This is a genomic window from Hymenobacter sp. BT188, from assembly GCF_014333585.1.
GTDB lineage: Bacteria > Bacteroidota > Bacteroidia > Cytophagales > Hymenobacteraceae > Hymenobacter.
This window is the reverse complement of sequence record NZ_JACSCW010000001.1, coordinates 734,264-758,852: the sequence shown is the minus strand read 5'-3', so window position 1 is coordinate 758,852 and position 24,589 is coordinate 734,264. Positions and strand designations below refer to the sequence as shown.

Below are 24,589 nucleotides of genomic sequence, written 5' to 3'. Positions count from 1 at the left end.
TTCGGCGGTGCGCTGGTTGCTTATAACACCCCTGGGGGGCTTTTTTACCAGTTACAATACCCTTGTATCTGCCGGTCCAAGTTCCGGCTAGTATGACAGCGAGAAGCTAAGCCAGCCCTGCTGGTAACATGAATCACCACATCAATTGATCAGGCTCATATCTTACCAAGCGGCTCCGATAGAAATTGGGGCTGCCGCCTTATATTCACAGGGTATCCCTACTGACTTGTTGAGGCAGTTACCCGACGCTGGGGAGTGGCTAGCACCACACCCAATGCCACCAGTGCCGACGTTGTTTCTTGCGTGCCCATGAACATCCACCCATTGTCGCCGTCTTGCTCAAAAGCCCCGCGCCAGAGGGCAGGCCAGGGCTTGTCAGGGAGAAGGATATGGAGGGAAATGTATTGGTCACTGCTAATCATGCTCGGGCTGCTTAGCTGCCAGCCGAAAACGGAGCGCATAAAACCGATAATGTCCTCCATTTCTGAGTCGGTGTACGCGGCCGGCACCGTCAAAAGCGGGCAGCAGTATCAGGCGTTTGCCAAGGTCGGCGGCATCATCCGGGAAGTGCAGGTGCGGGAAGGCGACTCAGTGAAGGTGGGCACTCCGCTACTGGCAATTGCCAGCGAAGTATCGCAGCTAAACCAGGAAAATGCGGCCCTGGCAGCCCGAAACGCCGATATAAGGGCCAACCAAAGCCAATTGCGGGAAGCTCAGGCCCAAATTGCCCTGCAGCGCCGCACCATGCAAAACGACTTGCTCCAGCTTACCCGGCAGCGCCGGCTCTGGCAGCAAGCCATTGGCACCCGCCAGACCCTCGAGCAGCGGGAGCTGGCGTATGAGCAGTCGAAAACGGCGTATGAGTCGGCGCTGCTGCGCTACCAGAATCTGAAAAAAGAACTGGCCTTTGCCGCCGCCCAAACCCGCAAGAACCTGCAGATAGCCCAGCAGCAGGCCGGCGACTTTATCCTGCGCAGCAAGATCAATGGCGTGGTGTATAAGCTGTATCAGGAGCCGGGCGAGGCCATTACCCCGCAGACGCCGCTGGCCCTGTTGGGTGATGCCCAGCAATTTGTGCTGGAATTGCAAGTCGACGAATCCGATATTGTCAAAATCAAGCCTGGCCAGAAAGTATTGGTAACCCTGGACGCCTATCCGGGCCAGGTGTTTACCGCCCGGGTAACCACGGTTTCGCCCATGATGAACACGAGCAGCCGGACCTTTCTGGTGGAAGCGGACTTCACGAAACAGCCCCCCGTGCTGTATCCGTTCGTCAGCGTGGAAGCCAATATTGTACTGCAAACCAAGGCGCGGGCGCTGCTTATTCCGCGCCGCCTGCTGGTCAATGACTCCACGGTGCTGAAAAGCGATGGGCAGGCCGTGCGGATAAAGATTGGCCTGCGCGACTACCAGATGGTGGAAGTAGTAGCGGGCCTCACCCCCGACGACGAACTGCAAGCCCCCGGCTCATGAAAATGCCCTTACTCTATAGCGTGGCAGCAGCGCTGCTGCAGGCCCGCGGCAAGCAGACGCTGGTGGCGGCCATCGGCGTCACGTTCAGCATCACCATGTTCATCACCCTGCTCAGCTTTATGTCGGGCCTCAACCAACTGCTGGATGGGCTGGTGCTCAACCGTACGCCCCACGTTCGCCTCTACAACGAACTGCAGCCTGCCGCCGAGCAGCCCGTGGATCGTTACACCCGTGGGCAGCGCCAGCACAATTTTATCCGCTCCATCAAGCCTCGCAACGAGCTGCCCCGCATTCACAACAGCAGCGCCATCCTGGCCGCTCTGCGCCGCGATCCGCGGGTGCGGGGCGTAGCCCCCAAAACTCAGGCGCAGGTGTTTTACAACGTAGGAACGGTCACGCTCAACGGCACTATCAGCGGCATTGAGGCAGAGCAGGAAAATGCCTTGTTTGCGTTCAGCGACTACGTGGTGGGGGGCAATTATCGGAGCCTGAACACCGTGACCAACAGCATTATACTCGGTAAGGGGGCGGCCGACCTGATGCTGGTGACGCTGGGCGACGTAATTCAGATTACCACGCCCAAGGGCGACCATGTGCCGCTCAAGGTAGTCGGGCTGTTCCAGTCGGGGCTGCTGGAAATTGACAAAGTGCAGAGCTACACGTCGCTGGCCACGGCCCAAAAGCTGCTGGGCGAATCCAATAACTATGTCACCGACCTTCAGGTGAAGCTTCACGACATGACGCTGGCCCCCCGCTTGGCGAAAGAGTACGCGGCCCTGTACGAGGTGCAAGCCCTGGACATTCAGACGGCTAATTCAGATTTTGAGACCGGCACGTTTATCCGCACCCTGATTTCGTATGCCGTGGGCATCACGCTGCTGACGGTGGCCGGGTTTGGGATTTATAACATCCTCAACATGATGATTTATGAGAAAATGGACACCATTGCTATTCTCAAGGCCGTCGGGTTTTCGGGCCGCGACGTGCGGCGGCTGTTTGTGATGGTGGCTCTGTCCATTGGGCTGTTTGGCGGAGCTCTGGGCTTGGTCTGCGGGCTGGGACTGTCGGCGCTGATTTCCCAGCTGCCCTTCACTCCGCCCTCCCTGCCCACGGTCAAGACCTATCCCGTGGTGTTCAACCCGGTTTTCTACGGCATCGCGGCCGCTTTTTCCCTTATTACCACGTATCTGGCGGGTTTTTTTCCAGCCCGTAAGGCCAGTCAGATCGACCCCGTCGTCATCATTCGCGGCAAATAAGATGGACAGTCCTGCCCTGGAAGCCCGCCTCATCACCAAGTATTTCAACGACCCCGTGCGGGTACAGGTGCTGCGCGAAATTTCCTTTTCACTGGCCCGCGGCGAGTTCGCCAGCGTGGTGGGCAAATCGGGCTGCGGCAAGTCCACATTGCTCTACATCCTGTCCACCATGGACACGACCTACGAGGGCACGCTCCTGATTGACAACGTGGAAATGGGCGCGAAAAAGGAAGCCGAACTGGCCCGGGTGCGGAACGAGAAAATCGGCTTTGTCTTCCAGTTCCATTACCTGCTCAACGAGTTCACGGTGCTGCGCAACGTGATGCTGCCGGGAGAAAAGCTGGGCAAGTATTCGGGGGCGGAAATCGAAAGCCGGGCCTACGAGAAGCTGAAAATTCTGGGGATTGAAGGGGAAGCGCTCAAGAAGCCCTACCAGCTCTCTGGGGGGCAAAAACAGCGCGTAGCCATTGCCCGCGCCCTCATCAACGACCCGCTTATCATTATGGGCGACGAGCCTACGGGCAACCTCGACAAGAAGAACAGTGAGATAGTCTTTGCTATTTTCAAGGAGCTGGCCGAAACCTACCACCAGGCTCTGCTCATCGTCACCCACGACCAGGAGTTCGCGGCCCAGACGCACCGTATCATCGAAATGGAAGATGGCCGAATAACCAATGGAGCAACTGCCGCGGGAATCATAGCTTGATGCAAGCCCCGAGGGCTTATATTGGCCGCAGGTTCCTTTTTGACTGCCCACCGATGATGCATTTTCATCTTCCCTGGTTCCTTCGGCGCTTAGTTGTCGCTGTTGTCTTAATGCTTTTAGGAACATGGCCGCTAGCTGCCCAGGCCCAGCCAGCCCCGCGCGACACGTCCTTTACAGTGGCCAGCGCCCTGCGCAAAGCCCGCAAAACGCATCCGACCGTCACGCTGGCGCGGCCTGCCGTTCCCGCTACCATACAGGCTCGGCAAAACCTGACCTACTGCACCGTGGGCGGGCGGGCCTTGCAGCTCGATATATTTTACCCGAAGGCAAAGCGCCCCGCAGGCTACCCGGCCGTGCTGCTGATTCATGGCGGGGGCTGGAGCTCAGGCGACCGCTCCCATCACGTGCCGATGGCCCAGCAGCTCGCCGCCCGGGGCTACGTGACGGTTACGGCAGACTACCGCCTGTCGCCCGAAGCCCGATACCCGGCCGCCGTAACCGACCTGAAGGCCGCCGTGCGCTGGCTGCGGGCCCAGGCGGGCATCTACCCCATCGACACCACCCGGATAGCCGTGTGGGGCTTTTCGGCGGGTGGGCAGTTGGCAGCGTTACTAGGCACCACCAACGACAATCCGCAGCTGGAGGGAAAAGCCTGTCAGACGAGCCGCTCCAGCCGCGTGCAGGCAATTATTGACGTGGACGGAACGCTGGCCTTCATCCACCCCGAATCGGGAGAAGGCGATGACAGTAAAGGGCTGTCTGCCGCCACACGCTGGTTTGGCGCATCCAAGACGGAAAATCCGGCCCTGTGGCACCAGGCCGGCGCTCTAAACCACGTTTCGGCCCAAACGCCCCCTATCCTGTTTCTGAACAGCTCCGTGGACCGCATGCACGCGGGCCGCGACGACATGACCAAGAAACTGGACGCCTTCGGTATCTACCACGAGACGCACACCTTTGCCGAGGCACCTCATACGTTTCCTTTATTTCATCCCTGGTTTGAGCCAACCCTGACCTATACGGCCGCGTTTCTGACCAAAGTTTTTCCGCCTCGGCGCTAACCTGCCTCTGGGGGCAAATTCATCGCAACGGGGCCACTGCTGCTTGCGCGGGGGGCTTTATCTTAATCTGTACTTGTTCGTGCCGACGCTTTTTTCTCCTGCCTGCCGCCTGCGGCTGTTTCTCGCGCTGTTCGGTAGCAGCCTGCTACTGGGTGCACCAACCGCGTTTGCCCAGAACGCCCCACCGGTGGCCCCACCCAAAATCGCCGCGCCTCCCTCCTTTTCGCAGCCTGTGCGCCTGACCGTGGCGCCGGACGGCTCGGGCGACTACCGCACCATTCAGGAAGCGGTGATGGCCGTGCGCGACTTCATGCAGGTGCGGGCCACCATCTTCATCAAAAACGGCACCTACCGCGAAAAGCTGGTCATACCCTCTCAGAAAACGAACATCACCCTGCTGGGCGAAAGCCGCGACGGAGTCATTATCACCTACGGCGATTACTCGGGCGACGCGGCCAGGCATACCACCTACACGTCCCATACGGTTCGCGTCCAGGGCAACGACTTTTGGGCCGAGAACATCACCTTCGAAAACTCGGCCGGCCGGGTCGGGCAGGCTGTGGCCCTGCACGTGGAAGGCGACCGGGCCGTGTTCCGCCACTGCCGCATGCTGGGCCATCAGGACACGCTGTTTCTAGCCGTGGAAAACAGCCGCCAGTACTACCAGGATTGCTACATCGAAGGCACCACCGACTTCATTTTTGGCGCCAGTACGGCCGTGTTTGACCATTGCGTAATTCACAGCAAAAGCAACTCTTACATCACGGCCGCTTCCACTACGCCGCGCCAAGCCTACGGACTGGTGTTCCGGCACTGCCGTCTCACGGCGGCGCCCGAAGCGCAGAAGGTGTACCTGGGCCGGCCCTGGCGGCCGCACGCGCGCACCGTGTTTCTGAACTCAGAATTAGGCGCCCACATAACTGCTGCCGGCTGGGACAACTGGCGCGACCCGAAAAACGAGCAGACGGCCTTCTACGCCGAGTACCAGTCTACAGGGCCAGGCGCTACCGCTGCCGGACGCGTGCCGTGGGCTCGGCAGCTACGCGCCCGCGAAGCCCGGCGCTATACCCTGGCCCGGATTTTTGCCGGCTCCACACCGTGGCAACCGACGCCGGAGTAAGCAAGCTCCGTTGCTAGTCTATTGTGGCCTGATTCCCACGCTGGGGGGCTTTTTTTGACGATTTCCAAAGCGCATTGGGAGCCAGCTTCACCCACGAATGCCAGCCGGAAAACATAGAGCACCGCGCCCGGAGCCAGGTTGCCGACAAGGAAAAGTAAGCCCTAAAGCAGCTGGCTCAACACACATCGCGCCCCGGAGTAGCTACTCCGGGGCGCGTCGTGTGTGGGGTAAAGTAGCGGGAGCTTAGTTGCCTCCGATGGCAGGCAGATTCACTTTTAGCTCCACGGAATACAGGCGACCAATGAAGGGTGACGCGACGAACTCGCGCACTTCCGAATCAAATAAGTTGCTGACCTGGGCCGAGGCTGTAAAGTAGTTGTTGAAGCGGTAGCCGGCACTCACATCCACGTTCACAAAGCCCCCCAGCGGCCCGTAGTTCCAGGTGCGACCAAAGCGGGCGTTCTCGCGCAGGTTCAGGTCGGGGTTGGCTTCGGCGGCCACGTTGATGCCAGAGAAAAAGTCGTAGGCTTGAACCCAACGGGTGAACACGGAGCCAAATAGCTTCTTCTGGCTATAGTTGATGCCTAGGCTGGCTTTGTGAGCAGGCGTGTTGATGGGCAGGTCAATCTCTTGCTGCACCTTGCCGTCTTTGTTGCCGTCATTGCCTAAGTCACTCTCATCCAATTCGTAGCCAAACCAGGAGTAGTTTAGCACCAGGCCCAGAGCGTTGGTTAAGGTGTAGTTTAGGCCTAAGTCGGCGCCGTAGGTGTCTACCTCACCATAGTTCACGTAAGTCAGGAGAGTAGCGGCGCCGGTTTCAGGCGTGCCCGGCACCACCTCAGACATGGGCGTGTCGCCGCGCTGCACCACCCGGCGCCCTTGCGTAGCGATGTTGATGGCGGGGCTGAGGAAGTTTTTCGACCGGTTGTAGTAGGCGTTGCCATCGAAGAAAAACTTCGGCGTCAGCTTAGCTTTGTAGCCGATTTCGACGGAGTTAATGGTTTCCACTTGCAGTGCGTCGATGACGGTGCCATCGCTGAGTGTGTAGCCTTCGGCATTGCCAATCAGAAGTCCACCAAACAAATAGCCGTCAAGGTTCAGAATCGTAGGGGCCGCGATGCCGCGTCCGTAGGTCAGGCGGGCCGAGTGGTCATTTTTGGTCCAAACCAGGCCCGCTTTTGGAATAAAGTTGAAGCCGTAGCGGTCGTGCTGGTCGGCGCGAGGCCGCGGCAATCACCTTGAAGTTAGCCGGCAGCTCTTTTTCGATCTGGGTGTACACCCCCACTTGGTTGATAATGATGTCGCATTCCCGATCGAACAGGTAGGTGTTGTTGCTATTGGCCATATCGCGCTGGTACTGCGTTCCTATCACCACATCGAAGCCACCGAAATTGTTGTTGTACTGCACTTCGCCGTTTATGCGACGAGAGTCATCACGAAATAGCGCCCCGCGCTTCAGGGCCACGCCCGCCGTTGGCGTCGTACCAAACCACTGCTCCGCGAACGAACGGCTCCGGACGACTTTATCCTGAAGTCTGGGCATGGTGGCATTGATGGTCACCCCGAAAGTACCCAGCTCTTGTAGGCCCGGTAGAAGGCAGCAAATAAACCTGGGGTGGACTTAAGGTAGGCAAAGCTTATAGCCATTCATTAATGCAATGACTATCAATGAATTAATTAATTTAAATACGACCTTGACTTTTCTCAAAAGCAGTTTCTAGAGTCCAATCTTCTTTTGGCAAGCGTGTTGGCAACGCCTATTATTGCCCGCTTCCTCACCCCCAGATAGCCTCTACTTACCCTCAAAAACGTCCCCAAAAAGGGAGGTTAGTGCCTTATAACCGCAATTTTTGTCCCCACCTTTTCTATGACTTCCCACTTTCTGCAAACCAACGGAATTCGCCTGCATTACCTCGATCATGCCGGCCCGGAGCCGCCACTCGTGCTGTTGCACGGGCTTACGGGCAATGCCCATGCGTTTGATGGCCTCATCCAAGCGGCTGAGTGAGGTGCGCCAGGTGATTTCCGTGGATTTGCGGGGGCTGAGCGACAAACCGGCCTCGGGCTACACCATGCACGAGCACGCGCAGGATATCCTGGGTCTGCTCGATGCGCTGGCTTTATCGCAAGCAGAGCTGGTGGGCCATTCGTTTGGCGCGTTGCTGAGCCTTTACCTGGCCTACCAACATCCTCAGCGCATCGCAAAACTGGTATTGCTGGATGCCGCGGCTCGCCTGCATCCGCAGACCTGCGAGATGCTTGTGCCCACCATGAGCCGCCTGGGCAAAACGCCCCCAGCTTTGCTGCCTACCTAGCCCAGGCCCGGCAGGCGCCCTAACTGACCATCTGGGATGAGAGCATGGAAGGCTACTTTCTGGCAGATGTACAAACAAACCCCAACGGCTCCGTGACGCCGCGCTCCCTGTCCGAGAATATTGCTGAATGTCTGAATCAAGGCGTGTACACCGAGCCCTGAGCCGAGTATATCCAAGCTGTTCAACAAACCGCTTTGCTTCTCAATGGCACCCAGAATTACGCCCTCGACGCGCCCCTGCTCCCCCGGGAATTTGCTCAAGAAACGGTCGGCCTGCTGGCTCAGGACCAGTACCGGGAAGTGTGGGACAACCATCAAACCATGCTGTATGGGCAAAGAGCCCGGGAAATCGTGCGAGCTATCACCGAGTTCGTCGCTTAATTCTTCTGTGTCCTATAACTAAAACGGCTTTAATCACCGATAGCACCAGCGGCATCGGGTTAGGCAGTGCCCAAGCCTTTGCCGCCCAGGGCTACAATCTAGTGTTTAATGGCCTGGAGTCAGATGGTGCGGCGATTGCCCATCAGGTGGGTGGCCAGCTAGTACGGCGTCAATCACCAGTTTTCGCCCGCTAACAGGATGGAGCCAGCTGCGATTCGCGTGATGGTAACCGAGGTGCTTGGTGTTTTTGGTAGTATAGAGGCCGCCATCCATAACGCAGGTATCCAACACGTGGCAGCCGTTGAAACATTTCCGGAAGCGAAGTGGGACACTATTCTGGCCATCAACCTGACTGCGGCCTTTCATCTCACGAAAGCGGTATGACCGACGATGCAGTAGAATCATTTTGGGCGCATTATCAACATCGCCTCGGCGCACGGCTTGTTCGCTTCCCCTTACAAAAGTGCCTACGTGGCCGCTAAGCACGGGATTGTAGGCTTTACAAAAACCATTGCCCTGGAAGGCGCGCCGCTGGGCATCACGGCCAATGCGATTTGCCCGGGCTACGTCCGTACCCCCTGGTAGAAAAGCAGATTGCTGACCAGGCCAAAGTTCACCAGCTATCCGAACGGGACGTAATTGCGAAGGTAATGTTGGAGAAGCAGGCTATCAAGGATTTCATCCCCGTGGAGCTTATTGCTCAGACGGCCCTGTTTTTAGCGTCCGAGCAGGCGGCGACGATCACCGGTATTGCTATGCCACTCGATGGGGGATGGAGTGCAGTGTGATTTGGCCTTTCAGTAACGGTCTGAGTACGTGTCCAGTACTGCTTTAACGCGCCAATGCGGCTTTTCTGGTCGGGAAGGGTACCCGTGCTCTAATCTCTGTTAACACTCAGCAGGCCGGCGCGAAAGATTTAGCTTACCTTCTCCAAGGGACGGGGCGGTTCCCTGCTCCCCACGAACCGCCCTACATGAGGGCTGTTTTTTAGCGCTTCTGACCGCTAAGATGAGTCCACGCCGTCACGCCCCTACTCCTGCTGCCCTTTAGTAAACTCTGCCTGCAGGAAATAAGCCCCCCGGCGCACCAGTTGCGTAGTGTCGGGCAGCGGCTCCAAGGGGGTAATCGTCACGTCGCCATGTTGGGGAGGGCCGGCTTTTACTTGGTAGCGCCGAAAGTGATAGCCGGTGCTGGCCGTGCCCTCGCGGGCGAAGATGTAGCTCAGCTCCTCCGCTTGAATCACGGCTTCCTCGGGCAGTGTCTGCTGCCGGGCGCCCTCGGTCTGGATGCGCGCGGCCACGTACTGCCCCGGCAGCAAGGTAGCCGATGTTGGCTCCAGGTGAGCGTGCACGCTCACCGTTCGCGCCTCGTCGTCGAAGGCCTGCCCGACCAGGAACACGCGCGCTTCCAAGGTTTGCTCCAAGCGGCTGTTGGGAATGGTGAACAGCACCCGTTGGCCTTTGCGCACCTGGGCAATATCCTTTTCAAACACTTTCAGCTCCAGGTGCAGGCCGGAACGGTCCACGACCTCCACCAGCACGTCTTGGGGGTTCACGAATTGGCCGGGGTTGATGCTGACCACCTTCACGTAGCCGCCAATGGGAGTCGTCAGCGACACGCTGGGCGAAAGCGAGGCCGCCCGCAACCGCTCCGGCACCAACCCGAGCAGGCGCAGTTGTCCGGCCAGGGAGCGTTCGGTGGCCAACTCGGTTTGCTGCTCGGACTGGGCCTGCTGCAGGCGCCGCTTGGAGCCTACATCCTCGGCGTCGAGCTCCTGCTGACGCTCCAGCTCCTGCCCCAGAAACCGGAGGCGGGCGCGGGCTTGCAAATACTCCTGCTGCAGCTTGAGGTAGTCAGGGTGGCGCAGCACGGCCACCACGGCGCCTTTTTTTACATACTGTCCCGGCAGCACCTTCACCTGCTGCACGTAGCCGCCCATCACGGCGCTAATGGACACATGATTCTGGGGCGGCACGTCGAGCACACCATTGGCTACCACTTCAGAGGTCATATTCTGGTGCGAAAAGCCCCCCAGCGTAATCCCCGCCGCCGCGGCCTGGGCCGGACTAATGCGAAGCGCCTGGGGGGGCAGGTCTGAGGTTGGGGCAGTGGCAGCGGGCTCCTCAGCCCGCTGCCCGGTGGATTCGCCCTTAGACTGGCAGGCAGACAGGCTAGTGACCGTCAGCAGCAGGCCAGCCGCATAGATGAAACCACGGATGGTTAGTGAGTTGGCAGTCAACTGTCGCGCAATGGGGGGCAAAGCCAGCTTGGAAGAAAAGAAAATAGTCATGGGAAGACAGCTAAATATGGGAGCTGGCACTAGGGTGCGTCGGTCCCGGCAAGCGCCTGCAGCGCGATAACGAATTCATTGTATTGATCGGCCTGATCGAGGTAGGCCACCTGGATTTGCCAAGCGGGCTCAGTGTTCACCACGTAGGTCACGTAGTCGATGTCACCGGCTCGCCAGCTTTTCTCGGCGGTGCTCAGAATCAGGCGGGCCTGGGGCAGCGCGGTTTGCTCGTAGTAAGTGAGCGAGGCCCGGGCGCGGGCCAACTGCTCGCGCAGGCCAGCCAATTGCCCCGCCAGCTGGGCAGAAGCGTAGGTCAGTTGGGTGCTGGCTACCTGCTCCCCGATGCGGGCGGCCGCCACGCGGTGCTTCTGCACCCCACCCAGCAGCGGTAGAGAAACCCCCACCTGCGCTACCTGAAAGCCTTTTTCTCGGTTGATACTTTGGTTGAAGTAGCCCGCCCGCAGGTCGGGCAGGCGGCGCAGTTGCTCCACCTTCGTTTGCTGCTGGCTGGCGGCTACTTCCTGTTGCAGCAAGCCTAACAATGGGCTGGTATCGGCAGAAAGGCCCGCAGTATCGGCGGGCAGCAGGGGCGCGATCAACTGGGTGGTGGTGTCGATGCTCACCGGTAGGCCACCAGTGTTCAGCAGGACTCCCAGCTGGCGGCGTTGCACTTGCAACTGGGTGTGCAGGGTGGCCAGGCGGTTCTGGAGCTCCTGAGCGCGTGCCGCGGCCGACACCTGCTCCAGGCGGTTGGTTTCGCCCGTGCGGTAGCGCACCGCCGCCGCCCGCGCCGCCCGGCGATACAGGCTATCCTGCCGACGAAGCAGCGCGGCGCGGTGGTAGTTGGTCAGCAGCTGGTAGTAGGCGCCTCGAATGTCCTGGGTTACCTGCCGGCGTTGCAGGTGGCCGCGTTGCTCGGCTGTCAGGGCCTGGCTTTGCAGTAGCTTGCGCTGGGCCGCGTAGAGCATGGGCAGGGAGGTTTGCTGGATAACGTTGATACTCTGGTCAATCAGTCCACCCGAAATCTGGCCGCGCTGGTAGTCAACCACGGTGCGTGGAATGTCGTAGCCAGTGCGGGTCAGGGCGCGCTGCTGCTCCACTTCCAGCGCCGCCGATTGTACCAGCAAGCTTTGCTGCAAGCCTAGTTGCAAAGCCTGCGGCAAACTGAGCGACGGGCCTAATGGCAGCTGAGTTGCCCCGGCTTCAGGCGTCTGGGCGCGAGCCGAGAAGGCCGGTGCCAGCAGACTCAGCCCCAAAGCCAGCAGCACCCCAATCCAGCTATAGGCACTAGTCGCTAGTTGGGGCGTATCAGCAGGCTCGGCGGTATCATCCGTGGGGCTCGGCTCACCATCTTTGGTAACCAGAGTGTAGAGCACCGGCAGCAGAATCAAAGTCAGGAGCGTGGCCGAAATAAGTCCCCCAATGACCACGGTGGCTAAGGGTTTCTGCACTTCCGCGCCCGCCGATGAAGACAGGGCCATGGGCAAAAAGCCCAGCGAAGCCACGGCAGCGGTCAGCAGCACCGGACGGAATCGCTCGGCCGTAGCTTTCAGCACCCGCTGGCGCACGCCCCGCACCCCGGCCTGGGCAAACTCGTTGACGCTGGCCAGCAGCACGATGCCGTTGAGCACGGCCACGCCAAACAGGGCAATAAAACCCACCCCGGCCGAAATGCTAAAGGGCATGCCGCGCAGCCACAACGCCAGGATGCCTCCTATGGCGGCCAAGGGAATACCGGTAAAAATGAGGGCTGCCTGCTTTACCGAGCGAAACGAGAGGTAAAGCAGCAGGAAAATCAAACCCAGAGCCACGGGCACCGCAATCTGCAGGCGAGACTTCGCCTGCTGCAGGTTTTCAAATTGCCCCCCATAGGCCAGGCTGTAGCCCACGGGCAGCGGCAGTTGGGTGGAAAGTCGCTGCTGAATCTCGGTCACGAGGCTTTCCACATCGCGGTTGCGCACGTTCACGCCGATGTTGATGCGCCGGCGGGCGTTGTCGCGCGAGACCTGCGGGGGCGCGTTACGGAAGGCCACGGTGGCTACCTCGCCCAGCGGCACTTTTTGCCCCCCAGGCAAGTCGACGTACAGGTTTGTCAGGTCGCCCAGGCTGCGACGGTGAGCTGAGTCCAGGCGTACCACCAGGTCGTAGCGCCGCTCGCCCTCGTACACCTGGCCGGCCACGTCGCCCGCAAAGGAAGCGCGCAGCAGCGTGTTCAGGTCAGCCACGTTCAGGCCGTAGCGAGCCAGCTTCTGACGGTCGTAGGTAACCCGCATCTGCGGCAGGGCGGCAATTTGCTCCACCTTCAAGTCGCCCACGCCAGCCAAGGGGCGAATCAGGGCTGCAGCCTGGTTGGCTTTCTCGTAGAGCACGCTTAAATCATCGCCGTAAATCTTAATGCTGATGTCGGACTTCACCCCGGAAATCAGCTCGTTAAAACGCATCTGAATAGGTTGCTGAAACTCTAGCGAGATGCTGGGAATATCGGCCAAGGCTTCCTGCATTTTGCCCGCCAGCTCTTCCCGCGACCCGGCCGAGGTCCACTCACTTTGATCTTTGAGCACAATAATCTGGTCCGAATCCTCCAGCGACATGGGGTCAGTGGGGATTTCGGAGGTACCCACCTTGCCCACCACCTGCTCCACTTCGGGAAACTCGCTTAGCAGCACTTTCTGCACTTTGGTGGTCGTAGCGATGGTTTGAGCCAGCGACGAGCCGGGAGGCAAACCTACGTACACAGCGAAGTCGCCCTCATCGAGCTGGGGCACAAATTCGCCCCCCATACTCATAAAAATCACCACCGCTCCGGTCAGCAGTCCCAGGGCCGCTCCTACTACCGCTTTGCGAAAGCGTAGTGCCCCGTGAATCAGGGGCCAGTAGCCGCGGTAGAGGCCCTTCATGAGGCGGTCGGCCAGGGTGCCCTCTTCCTTGATGTCTTTGCGCAGAGCCCAGGCGGCCACCGCCGGCACGTAAGTCAGACACAGCAGCATAGCCCCCAGAATGGCGAAGCTCACGGTAAGCGCCATGGGCCGAAACATCTTGCCTTCAATGCCGGTCAAAGCCAGGATGGGGAAGTACACGATTAGAATGATAAGCTGCCCAAACAAGGCCGAGCGCATCATGCGGGTGGCGGCGGTTTCGGCTACCTCGTCCATAGTTTCGCCGTCCGATTGGGCGCGGTAATGCACGAGCTGGAAAATCATGGCTTCCACGATAATCACGGCCCCGTCCACGATCAGGCCGAAATCCAGGGCGCCCAAGCTCATCAGGTTGGCCGAAACACCGAAGGTGCGCATCATGCCCAGGGCGAAAAGCATGCACAACGGAATCATGGACGCCACCACCAGGCCCGCGCGCAGATTACCCAGCAAGAGCAGCAGCACCAGGATGACAATGACGCCGCCCTCAATTAAGTTGGTGCTTACGGTGCGGATGGCTTTGTCAATGAGCTTGGTGCGGTCCAGAAACGGCACAATGCTCAGGCCTTTGGGCAGGGTCTGCTGGATGGCCGCCACTTGGGCCTTCACGCCCCGAATGGTTTCCTCGGAGGAGGCGCCCTTGAGCATCAGTACGATACCGCCGGCCGTTTCGCCCTTGCCGTTGCGGGTCATGGCTCCGTAGCGGACGGAGTGGCCAAAGCGCACGTCGGCCACGTCACGCACCAACAAGGGTGTGGTGCCGGCTTGCTTAATGACGATATTACCCACATCCTGCAAAGAGCTGACTCGACCTTCGCCCCGGATAAAGTAGGCATTGGGACCTCGCTCCAAGTAAGAGCCTCCGGTATTAGCGTTGTTGGCCTGCAAGGCAGCGAACAGTTCGGCGAGGGAAACCCCCGCAGCGTTCAGCCGGTCGGGCACCACGCTCACCTCGTACTGGCGCACATACCCCCCGAAGGAACTCACCTCCACCACGCCGGGCACGCTGGAAAGCTGGCGCTTAATAATCCAATCCTGCACCTCCCGCAAGTCGGCTAGCGAGAACTTGTCCTCGTAGCCCGGAGCCACGTGCAGGGCGTACTGGTAGATTTCGCCTAAGCCCGTGGTGATGGGGGCCATTTCCGGCCGGCCTATGTCCGGGCTCAAGCTGCTTTCGGCCGACTTCAGCTTTTCCGCCACTAGCTGGCGGGTGCGGTAGGTGTCGATATCATCGTCGAAGACCACCGTTATCACCGACAGGCCAAAGCGCGAAGTAGACCGAATTTCCTGCACACCCGGCACGGTGCGCAACTGCAGCTCCAGGGGCACGGTCAGCAGCTGCTCTACCTCCTGGGCCGCTAAAGCAGGCGATTGGGTAATGACCTGCACCTGGTTGTTAGTGATATCTGGAATGGCGTCGAGCGGCAGGTGAACCGCCGAATAGCCTCCCCATGCCATAATGGCCAACACAAATAGGGCTACGAAGAGCTTGTTGCGGATGCTGGCCGCAATAATTCGAGAAAGCATACAGTAGAATTTAGCGCCGCAGCCCCTAGATCTTCCACCTAAAAGGCGGAATCTAAACGACTTAGCTGCCAGGGCGGCAGAATGGCGCGAAAGCAAAATGAAGTAGGAGCCCCAGCGCTGAGGGCCAGGATATGACGGCAATTGCCACCAACAAAGTACACTTTCGGCCGGGGCTGGAATAGATATAAGACCGCTCGCTACTTTATAGCAGTCAACCATTTACCAGCAAAACCGTGGGCCTAGATGCCGCGCAGCTTAGGCGCGCGGAGGCTCTAACAGCGCGGCGCGAAAGGCAAACGTGTAGCGTGGGGACGCCGCGAGTCGATACGCCAAAGCGGGCCAGGCATGATATGACAACGCTGCCAGCTGGCGCGCCGCTGGCACTACATACTCTAGGTTGGGGCACTGATGCGCGCCGCGCAACGGAAGCTTGTCGTGCTCAGGTGAGGGCGGACAGTTGAACACGGCGTTGGTGGAACCTCCGTAGTGCTTGCTCAGAAATTGACTGAAAGAGAGCCCTCCGCCCTGGGGCGAACGATGGTACTGAAAATGCTGCACCAGCTGCGGAAGTTTGCCCAGTTCTTCCACGTCGTTCTGCGGCATCAAGCCACCCACGAGCATCAACAAACTCAGAAAAAAGGCAAGGAATGGTCTCATCTCCGGGTGTAAAGATAAAACTGCTAGTTCGTATTTAAGACTCTACAACTGTACAATCACTTTAAAATTATATTTACCTCTATTCTTCAACTACCGGTAGAGCGACCTATTATGTTTATGAGCTTCCGAAGGATGAAGATAATTGCACCTAATCCAGGGTAGCATTCACCAAGGTGGTTGGTACGTTACGCAAAATTCAAGGTCTTCTTGGAAATAGGGCGTGTTTCGGAAAGCTTTTGGAAGATAGCGAAGACCACCCCCACTAATTTTTTGCCGAGGTTACCCGTGGGAAAGGTGTCGGGCTCCTGAGTTCTAGTTCGAGTTAGCCCGTAGGGCTAGCCCTCAACGTACCGGTGTTCAACCGAGGCTGCCAAGACGTGATGCCCTGATCAGCGCAGAGCACCGCTATGGGGCAAAACTCTTGGGGCTTGGAGGCATCAGCGCGGATACAGATTAAGACGCCCAACTTCCTCGCCTCGACGGCATGGGCTGGGATGCAGGGAGATGGGGCCGGACGTGTTCCTGCAGTTGAAGCCCACAGCGGCAATAGAAGTTCCCAACGCGAAAACGAGTGTCTTCAACGATGTGAAGCCCGCGGACTGGCCGTTCGCCTTTGCGACCAGCACGGAATTGACGCCGGGTGAATAGACCATTGTCGTGCGGGACGAGAATTCCGCTTATGATGATAAAATGAGGATTGGTCCTCGCCAGTGGCCCCGGACCGACCACCAATCGGGAATGCCCAGGGCAATGGGTACTACACGCTTCAAGGCTCGTCGGATAACCCGTCGGCCTGGTCAGTGATTCTCGGCTACGAAACCCGCTACCCCCGGACGGGCGACGAACAAAAGATAAACCCGTACCAAATCCCGCGCAATGCGGCATTTGGTGCGGGTTTATCTTTAGCAGCGCTTGATCTGCGTGCTTCCCGACATCAGGACTGGCAGAAGCTCGTCGGGTTTTGCTTTAGTGGACGGCAACAACGTCTGCGAGGCAGCGGAGCCAACCAGCACCAACTCTTACGCACCAAGCCGACGGTGTTATTCGCTTTGGTTGACGACTCTTTAATCCGGCTTTAGAGGTTTCACCACCGGACCTTCCTGTACTCCTGGTGTGGCCTTCAAGGGTACCCCGTTGAGGGTAACGTTCTTGAATTTCACGTCCGGATACTTGTTGGGAAAGGCCGCTGTCTCGGCCGTGGCTTCCACGTTTTTGAAGGTAATATTCGACACCTGGTCACTCAGGTTGCCGTTGAGAACCGCAAACTGCTTGGTTTTCACCTTAACGTTGGAGATGGTGATGTTGCGGATAATACCGAAGGGCTTTTCGGTGCTGCCCGCCATGTTGAAAAACTGCGTCCAGGGCGAGAGCGTGACGATGGTGCCGCAGCGGCCGGTCACGTTGTCAATGGTGATGTTCTCATACACCTGGTAGGTATCGGGGCGCATTTTGAAAAGCAAGAGTGGCCGGTCGTTGTCCACCCGGCAATTGCGCACGGTAATGCGGTTGGCGTGGATGCACTCGCTGCCCATGGTGACGGCCGCGTGCACTTCCCCGAAGGTGACGTTCTCGATTAGCACGTCTTCGATGGGCCCATTCTCCGGGAGCTTATGAGCGTTGGGGCCCTTGCCCCCCTTCATGACGATGCCGTCGTCGTTGACGGAGATGTAGCAATTGCGAATGGTTACTTTCTTGCACACGTCGATATCCACGGCATCAGTGCTGGGGGCCTTCACCGGCCGAAACGGCGAGCGAATATCACAGCCCTCGATCAGCACGTTGTTGCACTGATACAGATGGGTGGTCCAGAAGCCGGCATTGCGCAGCTTCACGTCCTTGATAGTCACGTTATCGCAGCCCCAGATAAAGAGTAGGCGGGGCCGGTGCACCTCCAGGTTGGTAGACGACTTGCCGATTTTCTGCATGGAGTCGCGGTGGGCCCAGAACGCTTTCCAAAACCGCAGTCCGTTGCCGTCGATGGTGCCCGGGCCCGTTATCCGGAAGCCGTTGACCTGGTAGGCATTGACGAGGGCCGCGTAATAATCTAGGCTCTGGCCTTCCATGCGCGAGGGGATTAGGGGGTAGTGGGCAATGTCATCGGAGCCCTTAAGCTTGGCGCCAGCCAGCAAGCGCAGCTGGGTACGGGGCTTGAAAAACAGCGCCCCACTCAGAAATACCCCCCGAGGAATCACCACCGTGCCCCCGCCCTGGGCATGGGCCTTATCGATGGTGCGCTGAATGGCTTCGGTGCTAAGCTGGGTGCTATCAGTGCCCGCCCCGAATTGCGTGATGATATAGTCTTTGGGTAGCGCTGCCTTATTGGGAGGGATATCAGCCTGAAAAGGCAGCCAGAAAACGGTTAGCGCAAGAAAGAGCAGAGCCAGAAGAACTTTCATAGGACGAAAAAAAGGTCTGCCGCAAAGAAGCCGGTTCCCTGCGGGAGTGCCGTTCTGTACTTACCTGCTAACGGAATTTAATCCGGCGGAGCCCCTGCCCCTAGCATGTCCTGCTAAGCGCCCTTAATGCAGTTCTATGGCGCTACTACTCCCACCCTGCCCCGGAATTTTGCCCCCCACCTTACTACTCCATGGCCGTACGACATGCCCGATTTGGGGTCTTATGTCCCTCTTGATGGTTCAGAAGTTATCCTACGGTAGTTCCTAACTTGATCGTAAACCCAATACTTACTCGCTTACCGGAGTGGCTGACCAGCCGCCGCCAAGGGCTCGGTATAGTTCAATGAGCAGCAGAAATTGCTCGCGGCGCGTATTGGCTAGGTTCAGCTCGGCTTCCAGGGCGCTCCGCTGGGCAGTAATTACCTCCAGATAAGTGGCGTAGCTGGCCGTGTACAAATCATTGGAAATTTCAACGGCTTTCGTGAGGGCAACCACTTCTTGCTCCTGTAGCTCGTACACGCAGCGGTAGTTTTCCACCCCGCGTAAGCTTGTGGTCACCTCCTGAAAGCCTTTTTGCACGGCCTGTTGGTAGCCGTAATAGGCGGCTTGCTGCTGCGCGGTGGCTTGAGTAAGAGTGGCTTTGAGGAAATTGCGGTTCAGGAGTGGGGCCGATAGATTTGCCAGTGCCCCCAACGCCAGCGAGCTGGGCGTGGCAAAAAGCAGCGAAGATTTATAGGCATTCAGGCCCACGTAAGGCGACAGCGTGAGCGCGGGCAAAAAGGCGGCGCGGGCGGCGGACACGTCGGCGCGGGTGGCGACCAGTTCCAGCTCGGCGCGCTGCACATCGGGGCGGCGCAGGAGCATGGTGGCGGGCAGGCCGGCCACTACCACGGCGGGCAGTTCCTGCTCCCGGATGGGGCGCCCGCGCCGGATAGGCTGGGGGTAGCGGCCCAGCAGCCGGTTTATCTCGTTTTCGGCCCGGATAATATTCTGGCTTACCACCGCTTTCAGGCTCTGCGTGCGCAGCAATTGGGCAGTGAATTGTTGCACGGCCAGCTCCGTCGCCCGGCCGCCCAGCTTTTGCAGCTTTACGATTTCGAGCGCTCGCTCCTGCAAGCGCAGGTTTTTGCCAATTACTACATTCTGGGTATCTAGGGCAAGCAGTTCGTAGTACAGACTAGCAACTTGGGCCACCAGGGCAGTCTGCACCAGGCGGCGGCCTTGTTCCGTAGCCAGCAACCGGGCAATAGCCGCCTTACGCCGACTGCGCAGCCGCCCCCAGATATCTAGTTCCCATGAGCTGGTAAGGCCCAGAAAATAATCGGTGGTGGGCGTGGGAATGGCGCGGCCGTCGTTAGTGGTGTTGGGGCCGCGAGTTCCATTGGGCGGAAAGCGGTCGACGCTGACGGAACCGCCCGCATCCACAAAGGGCAGCAGGGCTCCGCGCGCAATGCGCACATTGGCCCGCGCTACCTCCACGCGTTGCAGGGCAATGAGCAGGTCGGGATTGGCTTGAAGAGCCGTATCAAGCAGGCCCACCAGGCGCGGATCAGCAAAAAACTGGTGCCAGGGAATGGCCGCAATGCTGCTCGTATCGGAGCCAGCGCCGGCAAAAGTGGCGGGCGCGGGGGGCAAATTCTGCCTGGCAATGGGCTGACTTACCTGGCAGCTACTCACAAGCAGCAGCCCCGCTACCAAGGCCAGCCACGGCCTGGCACGGCCGGAGAAAGATGAATTATTGGAAGTTATCAACGGATTCATACACCAGAGTTAAACAGTCGCGGGCTCGGCTTTCACGAATTCGGATTCCGATAAGGGCGCTTCCTTGGGGGGCTTTTTGTCCCTAGAAAACAGCACGTACAGACCCGGAATCAGGATCACGCCGAAAATGGTACCGATGAGCATGCCGCCCGCTGCCGCCGTACCGATGGAGCGGTTGCCCAGCGCGCCCGCTCCGGTGGCGATGCAGAGCGGAATCAGGCCGGCCACGAAGGCGAAGGAGGTCATTAGGATGGGCCGCAGGCGGGAACGGGCGCCTTCCACGGCCGCGTCGAGCACAGAAGCACCTTCCTGGCGGCGCTGCACGGCAAACTCGATGATGAGAATGGCATTTTTACCCAGCAAGCCTACCAGCATGACCAGCGAAACCTGGGCGTAGATGTTGTTTTCCAGCCCCAGCAATTTCAACGACAGGAACGCCCCGAAAATACCCGTGGGCAAGCTCAGCAGCACCGGCAGCGGCAAGGCAAAGCTCTCGTACTGAGCCGCCAGCAGCAGATACACGAAGACGAGCACGATGCCGAACACGTACAGGGCCTGGTTGCCTGAGATGATCTGCTCGCGGGTCATGCCGCTCCACTCATAGGTGTAGCCGCGGGGCAGCTCTTTGGCCGCTACGCGGGCCACGGTGCTGATAGCCTCGCCAGAGCTGAAGCCGGGGGCCGCGTCGCCGTTGAGCAGGGCCGAGGTGTACATATTGTAGCGGGTGAGCTGCTCGGGGCCGTACACGCGCTCCAAGCGCACAAAAGTGGAGAAGGGCACCATCTCGCCCCGGTCGTTTTTCACGTATAGGTTCAGCAAATCGTCGGGCTTGGTGCGGAAGCCGGGCGCGGCCTGCACCATCACCTTATACATCTGCCCGAAGCGGATAAAATTGGTGGCGTAGTACGAGCCCATCAGGGTTTGGAGGGTTTGCATGGCCCGCGCCACGGTCACGCCCTTCTTGGCGGCCAGGTCATTATCCACGTGAATCAGGTACTGCGGAAAGCTGGGGTCGAAGCCGGAGAAGGTGTTGTCGATAACGGGCGTCTTGTTTAAAGCCGTGATGAAGTTCTGGGTGACGCGGGCCGTCTGCTGCAAGTCGCCGCGGCCGGTGCGGTCGAGCACGCGCAGCTCGAAGCCGCCGGCGTTGCCGAAGCCGGGCACCGTGGGGGGCAAAAAGAACTGAATCTGGGCGTCGGTGATGCCCTTGGTTTTGGCCGTAAGCTCCGCCATCAGTTCCTGCACCGACTGCTTGCGCTGGTCCCAGGCTTTGAGGTTGATCATGCCCATGCCGTAGGAAGCGCCCGACACGTCGTTCATCAAACTAAAGCCCGCCAAGGTGGAAACAGACTCCACGGGCTCCAGCTTCTGGGCCACGCGCTGCACCGCGTCGAGCACGCGGCCGGTGCGCTCCACGGTGGCACCGGGCGGCGTGGTCACGTTGATGTAAATCATGCCCTGATCTTCGGTCGGAATAAATCCGGTGGGCAAAATGGTGCTGACGCCCCAGGTGGCGGCGAAGAAAAACACCAGCAGCCCCACCGTGATGAGGCGGCGCGAGGCCAGGGTGCGCACCAGGTGCTGGTAGCCGTCGGCAAAGGCTTCGTAGCGGCGGTTGAAGCCGGCAAAAAAGCCCCCCAGCAGCCCTTTGCGCTCCTCCCCTTCCGCCACGGGCTTGAGCAGCAGGGCACACAAAGCCGGCGTGAGCGTAAGGGCATTCACGCCCGAGATAACAATGGCAATGGCCAGCGTAAGCGAAAACTGGCGGTAAAACACGCCCACCGGCCCATCCATGAAGGAAACGGGAATAAACACGGCCGCCATGACCAGCGTGATGGCCACGATGGCCCCGCTGATTTCGCCCATGGCTTTCAAAGTGGCATCCATGGCGCTGCGGTGCTCCTCGTGCATTTTGGCGTGCACGGCTTCCACCACCACAATGGCGTTATCGACCACAATACCGATGGCCAGCACCAAAGCAAACAGGGTGAGCAGGTTGATGGAAAAGCCCAGCATCTGCATAAAAAACAATGTACCGATGAGCGCTACCGGCACGGCCAGGGCCGGAATGAGGGTCGAGCGCCAGTCCTGCAAAAACAGGAACACAATCACGAATACCAGCAGAAAGGCCTCCACCAGCGTGCGCAGCACCTCGTGAATACTCGCGTCGAGGAAGCGCGACACGTCGTAGCTGATGTTGTAGTCCATGCCGGGCGGGAAGGACGTGGCCTTCAGCTCCACCATGCGGGCTTTTACCTTTTCAATTACCTCAGAGGCATTCGAGCCGGGCAGCTGCTTGAGCATGATAGCCGCCGAGGGCCGCCCATCCGACTTGGACAGCATCCGGTAGGTCTGCACGTCAAACTTCACGTCGGCCACATCCTTGAGGCGCAGCACCGAGCCGTCGGCATTGGCCCTGATTACCACGTCTTCGTACTGCTCGGGCCGAAACAGCTTGCCCGTGTAGCGCAGCACGTACTGCAATACCTGAGCCTGCTGCCCCGAGCTTTCGCCGGTGCGGCCCGGCGCGGCCTCCACGTTCTGTGCCTGAATAGCGGCGATGATTTCTTCTGTTGACACGTTGTAGGCCAGCATCCGGTCGGGCTGGAGCCACACCCGCATGGCGTACTCGCGGGAGCCCTGAATCTCGGCCAGACCCACGCCCTTGATGCGCTTAAGCTCCTGCAACACGTTGATATCAGCGAAGTTGTAAATAAACTTCTCGCCCACCGTGGGGTCGTCGCTCACCACATTCAGGTACATGAGCATGGAGTTTACCTCCTTTTCGGTCGTTACGCCGGCCCGGATTACTTCCTCGGGCAGCTCGTCGATGATGGTGGTCACGCGGTTCTGCACGGCCACGGCCGCGATGTCGGGGTCGGTGCCCACCTCGAAGAACACCTGAATAAGCGTTGTGCCGTTGTTGGTGGTCACGGTGCTCATGTACGTCATGCCCGGCACCCCGTTGATGGCCCGCTCCAGGGGCGTGGCCACGGCTTTGGCGCACACCTCCGCGTTGGCGCCGGTATACTTGGCCTTCACCGCCACCGAGGGCGGCACAATGTCGGGAAACTGGGTGATGGGCAACGTAAAAAACGCCAGCACCCCCAGCAGCGTGATAAAGAGCGAGATAACCAGCGACAGGACGGGGCGCCGAATGAATATATTGAACATAGGGATGAATTATTCTGGTCGGATAATGTGCGGCGTGACGGGCTGCCTCTTACTCGGCTGCCACCAGCATGCTGCTCAGCGTGACCGGGCGGGGGGCAATTTTGGCCCCGTCGCGCAGATCCTGAATGCCTTCGCACACGACCCGCTCGCCGGGCTTCAGACCCGCCTGCACCACGTAGAAAGCCGACAGCCGGGTTTGGGGCACGAAGTTTTTGCGGTGCACCATATTCTGTTTGTCTACCACATACACGTAGTTTTTATCCTGCACCTCAAACACGGCCGTCTGGGGCACCAGCACGGCATCCGGAACGGTATTGGTGAGGCGCACCTTGCCCGTGGCCCCGTGCCGGAGCAGGCCGCTGGGGTTAGCGAAGCGGGCCCGAAACGCAATGGAGCCGGTGTTGGATTTGAACTGTCCTTCCACCGTTTCGATTTTGCCCGCCGCGGGATACGTCGTGCCGTCGGCCAGCACTAGGCGCACCACGTTGGAGCTGCGGGCTGAGTCCTGCTGGCGGGTTTTCACGTACTCCAGATACTCCCCTTCCGACACGTTGAAGTAAGTAAATACCTCTCGCGCGTCCGACAGGGTAGTGAGCAGGGTGCCATTGGCAATGAGGCTCCCGACTTTGAGCAGCTCCCGGTTCAGCACCCCATCAAACGGGGCCCGCACGGTGGTGTAGTCCAGCAGCAGAGACGCATTGGCCACCGCGGAGCGGGTTTCCGCTATGGTCGATTGGGCGGCCCGCAGCTTGGCCTGGGCCACATCGAGCTCGGTTTTGGAGATGATGTTCTTTTCCGTGAGCATGCGCACGCGGTCCAGCTCCAGGTCGGCGACCCGGGCCTGGGCCGTGGCGTTGCTGAACGCGGCGCGGGCGCGGGCTACCCGGGTACGGTACTCGGCATCGTTTATCTTAAAAACCGACTGCCCTTTCTTCACAGATTGGCCTTCATCCACATATATTTTCTCCAGAAAGCCTGCTACCCGCGCCCGCAACTCAACGTTGCGCACGGCCTGAATATCAGCCACATACTCGCGGGTGAGCACCGTGTCGCGAGCCACAAGGCGGGTGACGGGCAGCTCCGGGGTCTCCTCAACGACGACGGCACCGCCCTCCCCTTTGGTGCCACAGCCAAAAAAGCCCCCCAGCAGGAGAGCAAGCATTCCGCAAAGCCACGGCCGGCGGTTGGTGAAGGAAGAAGGGTTGGGTTGGCGATGCACTGCGGTAGTGGTTAAGGTTGGGGGGCTTTTTTTAGTCATTGAACTGGGCCAGCGGCTCGGCGGTAGCGGGAGGCACGTACCCCAGCAAGCTGTCTTTGCGGTGCTGCTCGGCCTGGCAGCGGGCCAGCAGCCGCTGGGTGAGCTGCAGCTCGGCGGCGGTTTCCGTGGCGTCGAGCTCCTCGGTCAGGGCGGGCGTCGCGGGCTGGGTTGTGCGCCAACTCAGCAGATAGTAGTTCAGCCCCGCCGACAGCACCAAGGTGGCAATCAGGAGGTAAGTCAGGGCTTGGTGGTGGGTGTTCTTCTGCATGGGTGTGCGCTCCAGTGTAGTACAAAGGAGGC

21 protein-coding genes and 1 pseudogene are annotated in these 24,589 nt (G+C 59.4%); 11 read left to right on the top strand and 11 right to left on the bottom strand.

What is annotated here, in order from left to right:
- Nucleotides 1–218 precede the first annotated feature (218 nt).
- Nucleotides 219–482 carry a hypothetical protein gene (locus tag H8B13_RS02980; protein ID WP_187309322.1) on the bottom strand — a complete coding sequence of 88 codons (264 nt, stop codon included), beginning with the start codon at nucleotides 480–482 and terminating at the stop codon, nucleotides 219–221.
- Here H8B13_RS02980 and H8B13_RS02975 point away from each other — a divergent pair.
- From H8B13_RS02975 to H8B13_RS02955, 5 genes are all read left to right on the top strand, one after another.
- Nucleotides 472–1,473 carry an efflux RND transporter periplasmic adaptor subunit gene (locus H8B13_RS02975; RefSeq protein ID WP_187309321.1) on the top strand — a complete coding sequence of 334 codons (1,002 nt, stop codon included), beginning with the start codon at nucleotides 472–474 and terminating at the stop codon, nucleotides 1,471–1,473. The genes H8B13_RS02980 and H8B13_RS02975 overlap by 11 nt on opposite strands.
- Nucleotides 1,470–2,729 carry an ABC transporter permease gene (locus tag H8B13_RS02970; protein ID WP_187309320.1) on the top strand — a complete coding sequence of 420 codons (1,260 nt, stop codon included), beginning with the start codon at nucleotides 1,470–1,472 and terminating at the stop codon, nucleotides 2,727–2,729. Before H8B13_RS02975 ends, H8B13_RS02970 begins: the two co-directional genes overlap by 4 nt.
- A 1-nt stretch (nucleotide 2,730) precedes the next feature.
- On the top strand, nucleotides 2,731–3,435 hold the full coding sequence (locus H8B13_RS02965; protein ID WP_187309319.1) for an ABC transporter ATP-binding protein: 705 nt from the start codon (nucleotides 2,731–2,733) through the stop codon (nucleotides 3,433–3,435).
- 110 nt (nucleotides 3,436–3,545) lie between these two features.
- Complete coding sequence (locus tag H8B13_RS02960; protein ID WP_261990205.1) at nucleotides 3,546–4,496, top strand: alpha/beta hydrolase; 951 nt, start codon at nucleotides 3,546–3,548, stop codon at nucleotides 4,494–4,496.
- A 79-nt stretch (nucleotides 4,497–4,575) separates the two neighbouring features.
- Entirely contained in the window at nucleotides 4,576–5,616 is a 1,041-nt protein-coding gene (locus H8B13_RS02955; protein ID WP_315985100.1) for a pectinesterase family protein, read from the top strand.
- A 243-nt stretch (nucleotides 5,617–5,859) separates the two neighbouring features.
- On the opposite strand, the gene H8B13_RS02950 is transcribed toward H8B13_RS02955, so the two are convergent.
- On the bottom strand, nucleotides 5,860–6,849 hold the full coding sequence (locus H8B13_RS02950) for a TonB-dependent receptor domain-containing protein (RefSeq protein ID WP_187309318.1): 990 nt from the start codon (nucleotides 6,847–6,849) through the stop codon (nucleotides 5,860–5,862).
- Nucleotides 6,767–7,159: a hypothetical protein gene (locus tag H8B13_RS02945; RefSeq protein ID WP_187309317.1), complete on the bottom strand. Its 393-nt coding sequence runs from the start codon at nucleotides 7,157–7,159 to the stop codon at nucleotides 6,767–6,769. Before H8B13_RS02945 ends, H8B13_RS02950 begins: the two co-directional genes overlap by 83 nt.
- A 324-nt stretch (nucleotides 7,160–7,483) precedes the next feature.
- Here H8B13_RS02945 and H8B13_RS20975 point away from each other — a divergent pair, with 324 nt between their 5' ends.
- The 5 genes and pseudogenes from H8B13_RS20975 to H8B13_RS21115 all read left to right on the top strand — a co-directional run bounded on the left by H8B13_RS20975 (nucleotide 7,484) and on the right by H8B13_RS21115 (nucleotide 9,099).
- On the top strand, nucleotides 7,484–7,624 hold the full coding sequence (locus tag H8B13_RS20975) for an alpha/beta fold hydrolase (RefSeq protein WP_222841318.1): 141 nt from the start codon (nucleotides 7,484–7,486) through the stop codon (nucleotides 7,622–7,624).
- Nucleotides 7,599–7,931: an alpha/beta fold hydrolase gene (locus H8B13_RS20970; RefSeq protein WP_222841317.1), complete on the top strand. Its 333-nt coding sequence runs from the start codon at nucleotides 7,599–7,601 to the stop codon at nucleotides 7,929–7,931. The genes H8B13_RS20975 and H8B13_RS20970 overlap by 26 nt, the downstream gene beginning before the upstream one ends.
- 194 nt (nucleotides 7,932–8,125) lie before the next feature.
- On the top strand, nucleotides 8,126–8,311 hold the full coding sequence (locus H8B13_RS21125) for a hypothetical protein (protein ID WP_261990204.1): 186 nt from the start codon (nucleotides 8,126–8,128) through the stop codon (nucleotides 8,309–8,311).
- Between the two features lie 198 nt (nucleotides 8,312–8,509).
- A pseudogene (locus H8B13_RS21120) lies at nucleotides 8,510–8,896 on the top strand (SDR family NAD(P)-dependent oxidoreductase).
- Nucleotides 8,866–9,099, top strand: coding sequence for an SDR family oxidoreductase (locus H8B13_RS21115; RefSeq protein ID WP_261990203.1), 234 nt, complete (start codon nucleotides 8,866–8,868; stop codon nucleotides 9,097–9,099). The pseudogene H8B13_RS21120 and the gene H8B13_RS21115 overlap by 31 nt, the downstream one beginning before the upstream one ends.
- 242 nt (nucleotides 9,100–9,341) lie before the next feature.
- On the opposite strand, the gene H8B13_RS02930 is transcribed toward H8B13_RS21115, so the two are convergent.
- From H8B13_RS02930 to H8B13_RS02920, 3 genes are all read right to left on the bottom strand, one after another.
- Nucleotides 9,342–10,601, bottom strand: coding sequence for an efflux RND transporter periplasmic adaptor subunit (locus H8B13_RS02930; RefSeq protein ID WP_187309316.1), 1,260 nt, complete (start codon nucleotides 10,599–10,601; stop codon nucleotides 9,342–9,344).
- A 29-nt stretch (nucleotides 10,602–10,630) separates the two neighbouring features.
- Nucleotides 10,631–15,043, bottom strand: a complete 4,413-nt coding sequence (locus H8B13_RS02925; protein WP_187309315.1) for a CusA/CzcA family heavy metal efflux RND transporter — start codon at nucleotides 15,041–15,043, stop codon at nucleotides 10,631–10,633.
- A 255-nt stretch (nucleotides 15,044–15,298) separates the two neighbouring features.
- Nucleotides 15,299–15,700 carry a hypothetical protein gene (locus H8B13_RS02920; RefSeq protein WP_187309314.1) on the bottom strand — a complete coding sequence of 134 codons (402 nt, stop codon included), beginning with the start codon at nucleotides 15,698–15,700 and terminating at the stop codon, nucleotides 15,299–15,301.
- 710 nt (nucleotides 15,701–16,410) lie between these two features.
- Between H8B13_RS02920 and H8B13_RS02915 the strand changes: the two genes are divergently transcribed.
- The gene (locus tag H8B13_RS02915) at nucleotides 16,411–16,779 is read left to right on the top strand and encodes a hypothetical protein (protein WP_187309313.1); all 369 of its coding nucleotides are present in this window, start codon (nucleotides 16,411–16,413) and stop codon (nucleotides 16,777–16,779) included.
- Here H8B13_RS02915 and H8B13_RS02910 read toward each other — a convergent pair.
- The 5 genes from H8B13_RS02910 to H8B13_RS02890 all read right to left on the bottom strand — a co-directional run bounded on the left by H8B13_RS02910 (nucleotide 16,765) and on the right by H8B13_RS02890 (nucleotide 24,557).
- Complete coding sequence (locus H8B13_RS02910; RefSeq protein WP_187309312.1) at nucleotides 16,765–18,096, bottom strand: glycoside hydrolase family 28 protein; 1,332 nt, start codon at nucleotides 18,094–18,096, stop codon at nucleotides 16,765–16,767. The genes H8B13_RS02915 and H8B13_RS02910 overlap by 15 nt on opposite strands.
- Nucleotides 18,097–18,384: 288 nt before the next feature.
- On the bottom strand, nucleotides 18,385–19,857 hold the full coding sequence (locus tag H8B13_RS02905) for an efflux transporter outer membrane subunit (RefSeq protein WP_187309311.1): 1,473 nt from the start codon (nucleotides 19,855–19,857) through the stop codon (nucleotides 18,385–18,387).
- Between the two features lie 9 nt (nucleotides 19,858–19,866).
- A complete protein-coding gene (locus H8B13_RS02900; RefSeq protein WP_187309310.1) occupies nucleotides 19,867–23,031 on the bottom strand; it encodes an efflux RND transporter permease subunit in 3,165 nt (1,054 codons plus the stop codon).
- Nucleotides 23,032–23,080: 49 nt separating this feature from the next.
- The gene (locus H8B13_RS02895; RefSeq protein ID WP_315985099.1) at nucleotides 23,081–24,250 is read right to left on the bottom strand and encodes an efflux RND transporter periplasmic adaptor subunit; all 1,170 of its coding nucleotides are present in this window, start codon (nucleotides 24,248–24,250) and stop codon (nucleotides 23,081–23,083) included.
- A 31-nt stretch (nucleotides 24,251–24,281) separates the two neighbouring features.
- Nucleotides 24,282–24,557, bottom strand: a complete 276-nt coding sequence (locus tag H8B13_RS02890; RefSeq protein ID WP_187309309.1) for a hypothetical protein — start codon at nucleotides 24,555–24,557, stop codon at nucleotides 24,282–24,284.
- Nucleotides 24,558–24,589: the final 32 nt, after the last annotated feature.

Coding starts and splice junctions, on each gene's coding strand:
- H8B13_RS02975 (WP_187309321.1), top strand. CDS start 472: ATGTCCTCCATTTCTGAGTCGGTGTACGCGGCCGGCACCGTCAAAAGC.
- H8B13_RS02980 (WP_187309322.1), bottom strand. CDS start 482: ATGGAGGACATTATCGGTTTTATGCGCTCCGTTTTCGGCTGGCAGCTA.
- H8B13_RS02970 (WP_187309320.1), top strand. CDS start 1,470: ATGAAAATGCCCTTACTCTATAGCGTGGCAGCAGCGCTGCTGCAGGCC.
- H8B13_RS02965 (WP_187309319.1), top strand. CDS start 2,731: ATGGACAGTCCTGCCCTGGAAGCCCGCCTCATCACCAAGTATTTCAAC.
- H8B13_RS02960 (WP_261990205.1), top strand. CDS start 3,546: ATGCTTTTAGGAACATGGCCGCTAGCTGCCCAGGCCCAGCCAGCCCCG.
- H8B13_RS02945 (WP_187309317.1), bottom strand. CDS start 7,159: ATGCCCAGACTTCAGGATAAAGTCGTCCGGAGCCGTTCGTTCGCGGAG.
- H8B13_RS20975 (WP_222841318.1), top strand. CDS start 7,484: ATGACTTCCCACTTTCTGCAAACCAACGGAATTCGCCTGCATTACCTC.
- H8B13_RS20970 (WP_222841317.1), top strand. CDS start 7,599: ATGGCCTCATCCAAGCGGCTGAGTGAGGTGCGCCAGGTGATTTCCGTG.
- H8B13_RS02930 (WP_187309316.1), bottom strand. CDS start 10,601: ATGACTATTTTCTTTTCTTCCAAGCTGGCTTTGCCCCCCATTGCGCGA.
- H8B13_RS02925 (WP_187309315.1), bottom strand. CDS start 15,043: ATGCTTTCTCGAATTATTGCGGCCAGCATCCGCAACAAGCTCTTCGTA.
- H8B13_RS02920 (WP_187309314.1), bottom strand. CDS start 15,700: ATGAGACCATTCCTTGCCTTTTTTCTGAGTTTGTTGATGCTCGTGGGT.
- H8B13_RS02910 (WP_187309312.1), bottom strand. CDS start 18,096: ATGAAAGTTCTTCTGGCTCTGCTCTTTCTTGCGCTAACCGTTTTCTGG.
- H8B13_RS02905 (WP_187309311.1), bottom strand. CDS start 19,857: ATGAATCCGTTGATAACTTCCAATAATTCATCTTTCTCCGGCCGTGCC.
- H8B13_RS02900 (WP_187309310.1), bottom strand. CDS start 23,031: ATGTTCAATATATTCATTCGGCGCCCCGTCCTGTCGCTGGTTATCTCG.
- H8B13_RS02890 (WP_187309309.1), bottom strand. CDS start 24,557: ATGCAGAAGAACACCCACCACCAAGCCCTGACTTACCTCCTGATTGCC.